Source organism: Streptomyces sp. NPDC048331, assembly GCF_043201215.1.
Classification (GTDB): domain Bacteria; phylum Actinomycetota; class Actinomycetes; order Streptomycetales; family Streptomycetaceae; genus Streptomyces.
The window spans coordinates 1-12,302 of record NZ_JBICYT010000006.1; the positions used below are offsets into that span (position 1 = coordinate 1).

Sequence of the window (12,302 nt, forward strand, 5' to 3'; positions counted from 1 at the left end):
TCTCACACCCCCCGACCCCCCCCCCCCCGCCCCCCCCCCCCCCCCCCCCCCCCCCCCCCCCCCCCCCCCCCCCCCCCCCCCCCCCCCCACCCCGCCGCCGACCCCGGCCCCCGACACCCCGGCCCCCGACACCCCGGCCCCCGACACCCCGGCCCCCGACACCCCGGCCCCGACACCCCCGCCCCCGGCGTCACCGCGCTCCGCGGACCGGCCCCGCCAGGGAACGGCAGAAGGCCCCGGATGCCGATGGCATCCGGGGCCTTCTCACAGGTACGGCTAGCGCAGCGAGCCCGCTCGGGCCTCGCGGCGGTTGTGCCGGAAGGTGTTGGCCTTCCGGGTCGTCGCGAAGAGCGGAATGGTCGCCGCCATCGCGATCTGCAGGGCGCAGCCGGTCTGCAGCAGCAGCTGGCCGCCGGGGGCGTCGAACGCCCAGGCCGCCAGCAGACCCATCGCGCTGATGATCCAGCAGAGCATCGCCACCGCGAGAACGCCCCGCGGCTTGGGGTACTCGACCCGGCTCACCATCAGCCAGGCCACCCCGATGATCGCGAGCAGCGTCGGGACGAACGGCAGCTCCAGCAGCACGATCGAGACGACCGTGAGCGCGCCGAAGGGGCTCGGCATGCCCTGGAACATGCCGTCCTTCATCGTCACGCAGCTGAATCTCGCGAGTCTGAGCACCACGGCGAGCAGCACCACGATCGCGGCCAGCGCCGACATCTTCTGGTGCGCGTCGACGGCGACCATGCCGTAGACGAGCACGAAGTAGGCCGGCGCGAGGCCGAAGCTGATCAGGTCGGAGAGGTTGTCCAGCTCGGCACCCATCGGCGAGCTGCGCAGCTTGCGGGCCACGATGCCGTCGAAGAGGTCGAAGACCGCGGCGAGCAGCATCAGTATCACTGCCGTCGCGGCGCTGTTACGGGCCATGCCCGTTTCGCCACTGCCGGTGAGGTGCGGGATGAGGATTCCGGTGGTGGTGAAGTACACCGCCATGAATCCGCACGTCGCGTTACCGAGCGTGAGGGTGTCCGCTATCGACAGCCGCAGCGAGAGCGGCATGTCGTCCTCGGCGGACTCCTCCTCGGCAGGTTCGGGAACCCAGCCCGCGGCCGGAGTCTCAGGGTCAGTCACGGTCAATTCGTGTCACCCCCGCGGTGGTGGCCTGACCGACCTCGACCGCGACCTCGACGCCCTCGGGGAGGTAGATGTCGACGCGGGAGCCGAAGCGGATCAGACCGATGCGTTCGCCCTGCTCCACCTTGGTTCCGGCCGGCAGGTACGGGACGATGCGACGGGCGACGGCGCCGGCGATCTGCACCATCTCGATGTCACCGAGTTCGGTGTCGAAGTGCCAGACAACGCGCTCGTTGTTCTCGCTCTCCTTGTTGAACGCCGGGACGAATCCGCCGGGGATGTGCTCCACGGACGTCACCGTGCCCGCGAGGGGCGCACGGTTGACGTGGACGTTCAGCGGGCTCATGAAGATCGCGACCCGGGTCCGTCCGTCCTTCCACGGCATGATGCTCTGCACCACACCGTCGGCGGGCGAGATGACACGGCCCTGAGCGATCTCTCGCTCGGGGTCGCGGAAGAACCACAGCATGCCCGCGGCGAGCGCGGTGGCGGGCACGGCCGCCGCGGCCCAGCGTCCGGACTTGCGGGCCCGGGTGAGGCTGAGCGCCGCGGTGGCGACGGTCGGCAGAAGCCACGGCGATGCTCCGCGCGCGAGGCGTACGCCAAGGAGGCTGTCGCGAGGTGCAGAGGTTTGGCTGTGGGGCATGGATGACCTTCGTAGCGGGTGATTGCCGCGCCGCAAACGGGGGGACGGGACGGCGGCTTTACTGGAATGCTATCGGTTGCGCGCAACAACTGGGCAAGCCAGAAGCCGAGTCGATGACCGTCAGCCAGTCACTGCCAGTGATCCTTTCGCAACGAACCCATGGATGATTCGCTGCAAAAGGGACTTTCAGCCCTGAAGCCGGTACTCCTCGAGCAGGCGTCGCCCGATGATCATTTTCTGGATCTCGGCGGTACCTTCACCGATCAGCAGCATCGGGGCCTCCCGGTAGAGACGCTCGATCTCGTACTCCTTCGAGAACCCGTATCCACCGTGGATACGGAAGGCGTCCTCGACGACCTCCTTGCAGTACTCGGAGGCGAGGTACTTCGCCATCCCTGCTTCGAGGTCGTTTCGTTCCCCGGAGTCCTTTTTGCGTGCTGCATTCACCATCATCGCATGGGCGGCTTCGACCTTGGTAGCCATCTCGGCCAGCTTGAACTGAATCGCCTGGTGCTCGGCGATCGCCTTGCCGAAAGTGTGACGTTGCTGGGCATAAGAGACACCCAGTTCGAAAGCACGCTGAGCGACGCCGCAGCCACGCGCCGCCACGTTGACGCGGCCGACCTCGACGCCGTCCATCATTTGGTAAAACCCTCGGCCCGTCTGCCCGCCGAGTACCCGATTGGCCGGAATGCGCAGTCCGTCCATGATGAGCTCGGTCGTGTCGACGCCCTTGTAGCCCATCTTGTCGATCTTGCCGGGGATGGTCAGGCCGGGGCGGACCTCACCGAAGCCGGGCTCCTTCTCGACGAGGAAGGTCGTCATCGACTTGTGGGGCGCCGTGCCCTCGGGGTGTCCTTCGTCACTTCGGACGAGAACGGCCACCAGGGTGGAGCTGCCGCCGTTCGTCAGCCACATCTTCTGGCCGTTCAGGACGTACTCGTCGCCGTCCTTCACCGCCTTGGACGAGATGGCCGACACATCGGAGCCCAGAGCCGGCTCGGACATCGAGAACGCGCCGCGCACCTCGCCCAGGGCCATGCGCGGGAGGAAGTGGTCCTTCTGCTCCTGCGTGCCGTGCTGCTTGAGCATGTACGCCACGATGAAGTGGGTGTTGATGATGCCCGAGACGGACATCCAGCCGCGGGCGATCTCCTCGACGCACAGGGCGTAGGTGAGGAGCGACTCACCCAGGCCGCCGTACTCCTCCGGGATCATCAGGCCGAAGAGGCCGAGTTCCTTGAGGCCGTCGACGATCTGCTGCGGGTACTCGTCGCGGTGTTCGAGCTCGGTCGCGACCGGGATGATCTCCTTGTCGACGAACTCCCGGACGGTCTTGAGGATCTCCCGCTGGACGTCGGTCAGCCCGGCGGTCTGGGCGAGTCGGGCCATGGCTACTTCCCCTGTTCCTTCAGCGTGGGGCGGCCGGGCTGCTCGCCGCCGCGCTCCTTGATGTACGTCTCGGTCGGGACCATCACCTTGCGCCGGAAGACGCAGACGAGGGTGCCGTCCTGCTTGTAGCCCTTGGTCTCGACGTAGACGATGCCGCGGTCGTTCTTCGACTTCGACGGGGTCTTGTCGAGGACCGTGGTCTCGCCGTAGATCGTGTCGCCGTGGAAGGTCGGCGCCACGTGCCGCAGGGACTCGATCTCCAGGTTGGCGATGGCCTTCCCGGAGACGTCCGGCACGGACATGCCGAGCAGCAGCGAGTAGATGTAGTTGCCCACGACGACGTTCTTGCCGAAGTCGGTCGTGTTCTCGGCGTAATTGCTGTCCATGTGGAGCGGGTGGTGATTCATGGTCAGCAGACAGAAAAGATGATCGTCGTACTCGGTGACCGTCTTTCCGGGCCAGTGCTTGTAGACCGCCCCGACCTCGAACTCTTCGTACGTGCGTCCGAACTGCATCGGGATCAGGCCTCCGCCGTCTTCTCGGTCGAGGGGTGTTCGAACTTGGTGGTGCGCTCCATGCCGGCGGCCCGGCCCTTGCCGGCGATGACCAGGGCCATCTTGCGGCTGGCCTCGTCGATCATCTCGTCGCCGAGCATCGCGGAGCCCTTCTTGCCGCCGGCCTCCGAGGTGCACCAGTCGTACGCGTCGAGGATCAGCTCGGCGTGGTCGTAGTCCTCCTGCGAGGGGGAGAAGACCTCGTTGGCCGCGTCGACCTGGCCCGGGTGCAGCACCCACTTGCCGTCGAAGCCCAGCGCGGCGGCCCGGCCGGCCACCTCGCGGTAGGCGTCCACGTCGCGGATCTGGAGGAAGGGACCGTCGATCGCCTGCAGGTTGTGCATGCGGGCCGCCATCAGGATCCGCATCAGGATGTAGTGGTAGGCGTCCGCCGGGTAGCCGGGCGGCTGCATGCCCACGACCAGGGACTTCATGTTGATCGAGGCCATGAAGTCGGCCGGGCCGAAGATGATGGTCTCCAGGCGCGGCGAGGCGGCGGCGATCTCGTCGACGTTCACCAGGCCCTTGGCGTTCTCGATCTGCGCCTCGATGCCGATCTTGCCGACCTCGAAGCCCATGGTCTTCTCGATCTGGGTCAGAAGGAGGTCGAGGGCGACGACCTGCTGGGCGTCCTGGACCTTCGGCAGCATGATGCAGTCGAGGTTCTGGCCGGCGCCCTCGACGACGGTGACGACGTCACGGTAGGTCCAGTGCGTGGTCCAGTCGTTGACGCGCACGACGCGGGTCTTGCCGGTCCAGTCGCCGTTGTTCAGCGCGTCCACGATGGTGTGGCGGGCGCCTTCCTTGGCGAGGGGCGCGCAGGCGTCCTCCAGGTCCAGGAAGACCTGGTCGGCCGGCAGGCCCTGGGCCTTCTCCAGGAACCGCGGGTTCGAGCCGGGTACCGCGAGGCAGGAGCGACGCGGGCGAAGGCGGTTCACCGGGTGGACGGGCGTGGTCATGCGGGGACCTCCGTGCTTGCAACGAATTCGTTGTTCATGTCGAGGGGGGCGAGCTTGTTGGCCTTGCGGATCTCGTCGACGATACGGCCGATGATCTCCGTGATGCCGAAGTCCTTCGGTGTGAAGACCGCGGCGACACCCGCGGCCTTGAGCGTCACGGCATCGGCGTTCGGAATGATGCCTCCGACGATGACGGGGATGTCACCCGCCCCCGCCTGTCGCAGCCGCTCCAGGACGTCCGGGACCAGAGCGCTGTGCGAACCGGACAGGATGGACAGTCCCACGCAGTGCACGTCCTCGGCCAGCGCCGCGGAGGAGATCTCCTCCGGCGTCAGCCTGATGCCTTGGTAGACCACCTCGAAGCCGGCGTCGCGGGCCCGGACGGCGATCTGCTCGGCGCCGTTGGAGTGCCCGTCCAGGCCGGGCTTGCCGACCAGCAGGCGCAGTCGGCCCGAGCCGAGCTCGTCGGCGGTGCGGGACACCTTCTCGCGGACCTCGTGCATCGGCGTGCCGGGCTCGGCGGTGACCGCGACCGGGGCCGAGGACACGCCGGTCGGGGCACGGAACTCGCCGAACACCTCGCGCAGGGCGGTCGCCCACTCGCCGGTGGTGACACCGGCGCGGGCGCACTCCAGCGTGGCCTCCATGAGGTTCTCGGTGCCCGCCGCGGCCTCCTTGAGGCGTTCCAGCGCCTGCTGGGTGGTGGGGAAGACGAACGGGTCGCCGTTCCCCTGGCGGTCCGAGGACTCCTGGCGCTCGGCGCGCCAGCGGCCGATGCGCTCGACGGTGAACGCCTCCGTTGCCGGGTCGACCGTCATGATGGCGCCGTCCAGGTCGGCCGTGAGCGGGTTCTCCTCGGTCTGCTCGAAGCAGTTGACACCGACGATCTTGTCCTCGCCGGCCTCGATCCGCGCCCGCCGTTCGGCGTGCGAGGAGACCAGCTCGCCCTTCAGATAACCGGACTCGACGGCCGCCATGGCGCCGCCCATCTCCTGGATCCGGTCGATCTCGGCCAGGCAGTCGGCGACCAGGGAGTCGACTTTGGCTTCGATGACGTGGGATCCGGCGAAGATGTCCTCGTACTCCAGCAGGTCGCTCTCGAGGGCGAGGACCTGCTGGATGCGCAGCGACCACTGCTGGTCCCAGGGCCGGGGCAGGCCCAGCGCCTCGTTCCAGGCGGGCAGCTGCACGGCGCGGGCGCGCGCGTCCTTGGAGAGGGTGACCGCGAGCATCTCCAGCACGATGCGCTGGACGTTGTTCTCCGGCTGGGCCTCGGTCAGGCCCAGGGAGTTGACCTGGACGCCGTAACGGAAGCGACGCTGCTTCGCGTTCTCGATGCCGTAGCGCTCGTGGGTGACCTTGTCCCAGATGCGGCTGAAGGCGCGCATCTTGCACATCTCCTCGATGAAGCGGACGCCCGCGTTCACGAAGAAGGAGATCCGGGCGACGACCTCGCCGAAGCGTTCCTCGGGCACCTGGCCCGAGTCGCGCACCGAGTCGAGGACCGCGATCGCCGTGGACATCGCGTACGAGATCTCCTGGACCGGGGTGGCCCCGGCCTCCTGGAGGTGGTACGAGCAGATGTTGATCGGGTTCCACTTGGGGATGTGGTTGACCGTGTACGCGATCATGTCCGTCGTCAGCCGCAGGGACGGCCCCGGCGGGAAGACGTGCGTCCCGCGCGAGAGGTACTCCTTGACGATGTCGTTCTGGGTGGTGCCCTGGAGCAGGGAGATGTCCGCGCCCTGTTCCTCGGCGGCCACCTGATAGAGCGCCAGCAGCCACATGGCCGTGGCGTTGATCGTCATCGAGGTGTTCATCTGCTCCAGGGGTATGTCCTGGAACAGCCGCCGCATGTCGCCCAGATGGGAGACCGGGACCCCGACCCGACCCACCTCGCCGCGGGCGAGGATGTGGTCGGGGTCGTATCCGGTCTGGGTCGGCAGGTCGAAGGCGACCGACAGCCCCGTCTGGCCCTTGGCGAGGTTGCGGCGGTACAGCTCGTTGGACGCCTCGGCCGTGGAGTGGCCGGCGTACGTCCGCATGAGCCACGGACGGTCCTTCTGGCGCTCTGTCATCTCAGGCTGTCCCTTAGGCCTTTGAACGGTCTCAGACGTTACGGAAGCGGTTGATGGCGTCGAGGTGCTCGGCGCGCATCTCGTGGTCGCGGACGCCGAGGCCCTCCTCGGGGGCCAGCGCGAGGACGCCGACCTTGCCCTGGTGGAGGTTGCGGTGGACGTCGTAGGCGGCCTGTCCGGTGTCCTCCAGGGAGTAGACCTTCGACAGGGTGGGGTGGATCTTGCCCTTGGCGATCAGGCGGTTGGCCTCCCACGCCTCGCGGTAGTTGGCGAAGTGGGAGCCGACGATCTTCTTGAGCGACATCCACAGGTAGCGGTTGTCGTACTGGTGCATGTAGCCCGAGGTCGAGGCGCAGGTGGTGATGGTGCCGCCCTTGCGGGTGACGTAGACCGAGGCGCCGAAGGTCTCGCGGCCCGGGTGCTCGAAGACGATGTCGATGTCCTCGCCGCCGGTCAGCTCACGGATCTTCGAGCCGAAGCGCTTCCACTCGCGCGGGTCCTGGGTGTTCTCGTCCTTCCAGAACTTGTAGCCCTCGGCGTTGCGGTCGATGACCGCGGTGGCGCCCATGGCCCGGCAGATGTCGGCCTTCTCGGGGGAGGAGACGACACAGATCGGGTTGGCGCCGCCGGCGAGCGCGAACTGGGTGGCGTAGCTGCCGAGGCCGCCGCTGGCGCCCCAGATCAGGACGTTGTCGCCCTGCTTCATGCCGGCGCCGTTGCGGGAGACCAGCTGGCGGTACGCGGTGGAGTTGACCAGGCCGGGGGAGGCGGCCTCCTCCCAGCTGAGGTGGTCGGGCTTGGGCATCAGCTGGTTCGACTTGACGAGCGCGATCTCCGCCAGGCCGCCGAAGTTGGTCTCGAAGCCCCAGATGCGCTGCTCGGGGTCGAGCATCGTGTCGTTGTGGCCGTCGGAGGACTCCAGCTCGACGGAGAGGCAGTGCGCGACGACCTCGTCGCCGGGATTCCAGGCGTTGACGCCGGGGCCGGTGCGCAGGACGACGCCCGCGAGGTCGGAGCCGATGACGTGGTACGGGAGGTCGTGGCGCTTGGTGAGCTCCGACAGGCGCCCGTAGCGCTCCAGGAAGCTGAAGGTGGACACCGGCTCGAAGATCGAGGTCCACACGGAGTTGTAGTTGACCGAGGAGGCCATGACGGCGACCAGGGCCTCGCCGGGGCCCAGCTCCGGCACCGGGACGTTGTCCAGGTGCAGGGACTTGCGCGGGTCCTTCTCGCGCGTGGTGAGCCCGGCGAACATCTCCGCCTCGTCCTTGTGCACGGTGATCGCGCGGTAGGAGTCGGGCAGCGGCAGGGCCGCGAAGTCTGCGGCGGTGGCGGACTGCGACTGAATCGCGTCCAGGATGTCCTTCACGGTGAGCCTCCGGCTAGCGCGGATGAGGGTGCGCTGAGGTGAACGGGGTGCGTGGAGCGGGGAGCGGTGTGCCGTCGGTCCGGCTGTGCTGTGGTGCTGGGCGACGCCCGTGGTGAGGCGTGCGGTGCCTGGTGACGCAGGCAATCCGGGGCGCGTTCCACGCCGTGTGGGCGAGGGTCGCGGGGACATCCGGACGTCTTCAACGTATGGCACCCCGTGTCACCCGGCAAGGCACCGCGTGCCAAAACTTTCTCTCATTTGCCGATTGACCTGCACCGATGAGCGATGATCGATCAGAGCTACCCGCGAGTAGGGGCAAGCCGGACATACGAAAGCGGCCGCTCCCGAAACGGGAGCGGCCGCTGTGACCAGGGGCACCTCCGACGACCGTCGGGGGTGCGACCCGGTGTGACTCCTACGTGGCGCGCAGTGCCTCTTCGATGGTCCGCATGACCTCGTCCAGCGGGGCGTCGGTGCGGGCCACCGCCACCAACACCTCGCCCTGCGTACGGACGGCCGCCGGCGCGGCCGGTGCCGATCCGGGGGTCCGGCCCGCCCCGATGCCCGAACCGAAGGTCTTCCGGACGATCGAGAAGGCATGGTCCAGCTGCGCCTCCACGTCCCCCTGGCCCCCCGCGCGCAGCCAGCGCCGCAGCACGTGGTTGTGGGCCGTGACCACCGCCGAGGCGGCCACCTCCGCCAGCAGCGGGTCGTCGTTGCCGTCGTGGTGGTCGTGCTCGTCGAAGTGGGCGAGCAGGTAGCGGGTGAACAGCCGCTCGTACCGGGCCACCGAGGCGATCTCCCGCTCCCGCAGCGCCGGCACCTCGCGGGTCAGGCGGTAGCGCTCCACCGACACCGCCGGCGAGGCGGCGTACATCTTCATGACTTCCTTGATCCCGCGGCACACCGTGTCGAGCGGGTGCTCGTGCGCCGGGGCCACGTCCAGCACGGCCTCGGCGCGGGTCAGGGTGTCGTCGTGGTCCGGGAAGATCGCCTCTTCCTTGGACCGGAAGTGCCGGAAGAAGGTCCGCCGCGCGACCCCGGCGGTCGCGGCGATCTCGTCGACCGTCGTCGCCTCGTACCCCTTGGTCGCGAAGAGCTCCATGGCCGCGGCGGCGAGCTCGCGGCGCATCTTGAGCCGCTGAGCGGCCGCCTTGGTGCCGGCCGGGCTCTCCGGGGTCTCGGAGGCCGTGGCGGCGCGGGGCGAGTTCTTGGCGGGCTGGGACATAGAGCGAAAGTACTTCATTCGTGCAGGGGAGCGCGCCTGCGGGGGGTGGGAGAGGGGTGGATGCGGGGGAGAGCCCGCACTGGGCTCGTGAGGGTTGGCCCGCCGTGAGGGTCCGGCGGGCCCGAGCAGCCCTCCCCACGCATCCGGCTCATGACCCGACGGATTACCGGCGGGCGGCGTACTCACGGAATCCGCGGCCGGTCTTCCGGCCCAGGCAGCCCGCCGCCACCAGGTGCTCCAGCAGCGGGGACGGGGCCAGGCCCGGGTCGCGGAACTCCTTGTGCAGGACCTTCTCGATGGCCAGCGAGACATCGAGGCCGACCACGTCGAGCAGCTCGAACGGGCCCATCGGGTAGCCGCCGCCCAGCTTCATCGCCGCGTCGATCTGGTCGATGTCGGCGTAGTGCTGCTCGACCATCTTGATCGCGTTGTTGAGGTACGGGAACAGCAACGCGTTCACGATGAAGCCGGCGCGGTCGCCGCAGTCCACCGGGTGCTTGCGCACCTTCAGACAGATCTCGCGGACCGTGGCGTGCACGTCGTCGGCCGTCAGGACGGTCCGGACCACCTCGACCAGCTTCATCGCCGGGGCCGGGTTGAAGAAGTGCATGCCGATCACGTCCTGCGGACGCGAGGTCACGCGGGCGACCGCGATCACCGGCAGCGAGGAGGTGGTGGTGGCCAGCACCGCACCCGGCTTGCAGACCTTGTCCAGGGCCGCGAACAGCTCCTGCTTGACCGCCAGGTCCTCGGCGACGGCCTCCACGGCCAGGTCCACCTCGGCGAAGGCGTCCAGCGACCCCGCCGGAGTGATCCGCTCCAGGGTCTCGGCCGCACCCTCCTCGGTCAGGCGGCCCTTGGACACCGCACGGCCCAAGGACTTCCCGATCGCGGCCTTGGCGGCCTCGGCCTTCTCCTGGCTGCGGGCGGCGAGCACCACGCTGTAACCGGCCTGCGCGAAGACCTGGGCGATCCCGCTCGCCATGGTTCCGGAACCCGCCACGCCGACCGAGTTCACGGGACGGCCGCCGCCCACCAGGGACCCGTCGAGCGGGGTCTGCAGGTCGCGGACGATCACCGAGCTGCCCGGCGCCTCGTACGTGTAGAAGCCGCGGCCGGACTTCTGCCCGGTCAGGCCGGCCTCGGCCAGCTGGCCCAGGATCGGGGCCGGGGCGTGCAGCCGGTCGCCGGAGGAGGCGTACATGGCCTCGAGGACGGTACGGGCGGTGTCCACGCCGATCAGGTCGAGCAGCGCGAGCGGACCCATCGGCAGACCGCAGCCGAGCCGCATGGCCGCGTCGATGTCCTCGCGGGAGGCGTAGCGCGCCTCGAACATGGCGGCGGCCTGGTTGAGGTAGCCGAAGAGCAGGCCGTCGGCCACGAAGCCGGGCCGGTCGCCGACCGGGACGGGCTCCTTGCCGAGCTCGCGGGCCAGTTCGGTGACCGCCTCGACGGCCGGCGGGGCGGTCAGGACGCAGGAGACGATCTCGACCAGCTTCATGGCCGGGACCGGGTTGAAGAAGTGCAGGCCCAGCACGCGCTCCGGGCGCAGCGACTCGGCGGCCATGCGCGTCACCGACAGGGCGTTGGTGCCGGTGGCGAGGATGGTGTCGGGCCGCACGATCGCGTCGAGCTCGTGGAACACCTGCTGCTTGATCTCGTACGACTCGGGCACGACCTCGATGACCAGGTCGGCCTCGGCGGCGGCGCCCAGGTCGGTGAAGGTCCGGAAGCGGGCGAGCACGTCGGTCCGCTCCTGCTCGGTGAGCCGCTCCCGGGCGACGGAGCGCGCGGTGGCCGCGGCGAGGGCGGCCCCGGCCCGGTGGGCGGCGGCCTCGCTGATGTCGATGCCGATGACCTCGCGGCCGGCTCGGGCGAGGACCTCGGCGATGCCGGTGCCCATCGTGCCGAGGCCGACGACGGCGATGGTCTGGAGGGTGGGCTGACTGGACTGACGGTCCATCGAGGGACTCCAGTGGAAGAGGGTGACGACTGAGGGGCGCGCGGCGCACGGCGCGCGCGGATGCCGTACGGAAGAGCCGTGCGGTGGAAGGACCCGTGGTGAGTGGGCCCGAGGAGGGGAGCCCGCGGGGAGATGAGTCCCTGGGGCGGAAACGGAGGAACCCTGTCCCGGGGTCACACCGTGGATGTACGAACCGACCGGCACGAGGCGGCTGCGTCACCAGGCCGCCCTCGTACGTGTTGAAACGACAGTAACTCGCCGGTAACTGGTCCGCCAGAGCGCGGAGATGTGACCTGTACCGCCCAAATGTACCGATCATCGATCATCGATCAACCGGCTGTCTCCGATGTCCCGAAACCCGGCACGGCGACCGCTGTGTCCCCCTAGGGTGGCCGGGTGAACGACGTGCTGGAGCGCCTGCGGGCGGAGGCGGGACCGTCACCCGACTACGAGGTGCTGCTCACGGCCGGCGCCGACGACCTCGCGGCCTCCCTGACCTCGGCCGGACGGCCCCTGTGGGCCCGCGAACTGGCCGCGTACCGGCTCGGCCTCGCGGGAGACCGTCGGGCCTTCGAATCCCTCGTCCTGCTCCTCAACCACCGGGACCCGGCCCGCTGCGCGGCCGCCGCCGAGGCGCTGGCCGTCCTCGACGACCCGCGCACCGCCCGGGCGGCGGCGGCCCTCGCCACCAACAGCCTGCGCACGGCCTACGCCCTGCAGCCCGTGCGGCTGCTCACCGCCCTGCGGGCGCCCGAGTCCGTACCGGCCTTGCTGGCCACCCTGGGACGCCTGCTGTCACCGCACGAGCCGTACTGGCGGGTGGCCCTGGCCTGCGTCGAAGGCCTCGGCGCCCTCGCCGACCCCCGCGCCCGCGAACTCCTCACCCGCGCCCAGTCGCACCCTCGGCTGGCGGTCGCGGCCACGGCCGCGTTGCGCGGCCTGGACTGAGGATCGCGGCCCGCCCGCGCGGCGGTGATCG

The 12,302-nt window shown here is 69.4% G+C and carries 10 protein-coding genes; 1 reads left to right on the top strand and 9 read right to left on the bottom strand.

Annotation, left to right across the window (positions count from 1 at the left end; translation table 11 throughout):
- Positions 1-276: 276 nt before the first annotated feature.
- The 9 genes from pssA to ACGFYY_RS11835 form a co-directional block, all read right to left on the bottom strand.
- A complete protein-coding gene (pssA, locus tag ACGFYY_RS11795; RefSeq protein WP_365267841.1) occupies positions 277-1,137 on the bottom strand; it encodes a CDP-diacylglycerol--serine O-phosphatidyltransferase in 861 nt (286 codons plus the stop codon).
- Positions 1,124-1,780, bottom strand: coding sequence for a phosphatidylserine decarboxylase (locus ACGFYY_RS11800; protein WP_030010161.1), 657 nt, complete (start codon positions 1,778-1,780; stop codon positions 1,124-1,126). Before ACGFYY_RS11800 ends, pssA begins: the two co-directional genes overlap by 14 nt.
- Before the next feature lie 186 nt (positions 1,781-1,966).
- Positions 1,967-3,172: an acyl-CoA dehydrogenase family protein gene (locus ACGFYY_RS11805; protein ID WP_030027413.1), complete on the bottom strand. Its 1,206-nt coding sequence runs from the start codon at positions 3,170-3,172 to the stop codon at positions 1,967-1,969.
- Between the two features lie 2 nt (positions 3,173-3,174).
- Positions 3,175-3,687: a MaoC family dehydratase gene (locus ACGFYY_RS11810; protein ID WP_030010163.1), complete on the bottom strand. Its 513-nt coding sequence runs from the start codon at positions 3,685-3,687 to the stop codon at positions 3,175-3,177.
- Positions 3,688-3,692: 5 nt separating this feature from the next.
- Positions 3,693-4,685, bottom strand: a complete 993-nt coding sequence (locus ACGFYY_RS11815; RefSeq protein ID WP_030729863.1) for a CoA ester lyase — start codon at positions 4,683-4,685, stop codon at positions 3,693-3,695.
- Positions 4,682-6,763: a protein meaA gene (locus ACGFYY_RS11820; RefSeq protein ID WP_365267839.1), complete on the bottom strand. Its 2,082-nt coding sequence runs from the start codon at positions 6,761-6,763 to the stop codon at positions 4,682-4,684. Before ACGFYY_RS11820 ends, ACGFYY_RS11815 begins: the two co-directional genes overlap by 4 nt.
- A 31-nt stretch (positions 6,764-6,794) precedes the next feature.
- A complete protein-coding gene (gene ccrA / locus ACGFYY_RS11825) occupies positions 6,795-8,132 on the bottom strand; it encodes a crotonyl-CoA carboxylase/reductase (RefSeq protein WP_030729858.1) in 1,338 nt (445 codons plus the stop codon).
- 415 nt (positions 8,133-8,547) lie between these two features.
- Positions 8,548-9,360 (bottom strand): TetR family transcriptional regulator, encoded by an 813-nt coding sequence (locus tag ACGFYY_RS11830; RefSeq protein WP_393708558.1) that lies wholly within the window; start codon positions 9,358-9,360, stop codon positions 8,548-8,550.
- A gap of 163 nt (positions 9,361-9,523) precedes the next feature.
- Positions 9,524-11,323, bottom strand: a complete 1,800-nt coding sequence (locus tag ACGFYY_RS11835; RefSeq protein WP_393708560.1) for a 3-hydroxyacyl-CoA dehydrogenase family protein — start codon at positions 11,321-11,323, stop codon at positions 9,524-9,526.
- Between the two features lie 396 nt (positions 11,324-11,719).
- Here ACGFYY_RS11835 and ACGFYY_RS11840 point away from each other — a divergent pair, with 396 nt between their 5' ends.
- Entirely contained in the window at positions 11,720-12,271 is a 552-nt protein-coding gene (locus tag ACGFYY_RS11840; RefSeq protein ID WP_393708562.1) for an adenylosuccinate lyase, read from the top strand.
- Positions 12,272-12,302 lie beyond the last annotated feature (31 nt).

What these genes read in the sequence shown, in the direction of transcription:
- ACGFYY_RS11800 (WP_030010161.1), bottom strand. Translation starts at nt 1,780, where the DNA reads ATGCCCCACAGCCAAACCTCTGCACCTCGCGACAGCCTCCTTGGCGTA.
- ACGFYY_RS11820 (WP_365267839.1), bottom strand. Translation starts at nt 6,763, where the DNA reads ATGACAGAGCGCCAGAAGGACCGTCCGTGGCTCATGCGGACGTACGCC.
- ACGFYY_RS11835 (WP_393708560.1), bottom strand. Translation starts at nt 11,323, where the DNA reads ATGGACCGTCAGTCCAGTCAGCCCACCCTCCAGACCATCGCCGTCGTC.
- ACGFYY_RS11805 (WP_030027413.1), bottom strand. Translation starts at nt 3,172, where the DNA reads ATGGCCCGACTCGCCCAGACCGCCGGGCTGACCGACGTCCAGCGGGAG.
- ACGFYY_RS11830 (WP_393708558.1), bottom strand. Translation starts at nt 9,360, where the DNA reads ATGTCCCAGCCCGCCAAGAACTCGCCCCGCGCCGCCACGGCCTCCGAG.
- ACGFYY_RS11810 (WP_030010163.1), bottom strand. Translation starts at nt 3,687, where the DNA reads ATGCAGTTCGGACGCACGTACGAAGAGTTCGAGGTCGGGGCGGTCTAC.
- ACGFYY_RS11815 (WP_030729863.1), bottom strand. Translation starts at nt 4,685, where the DNA reads ATGACCACGCCCGTCCACCCGGTGAACCGCCTTCGCCCGCGTCGCTCC.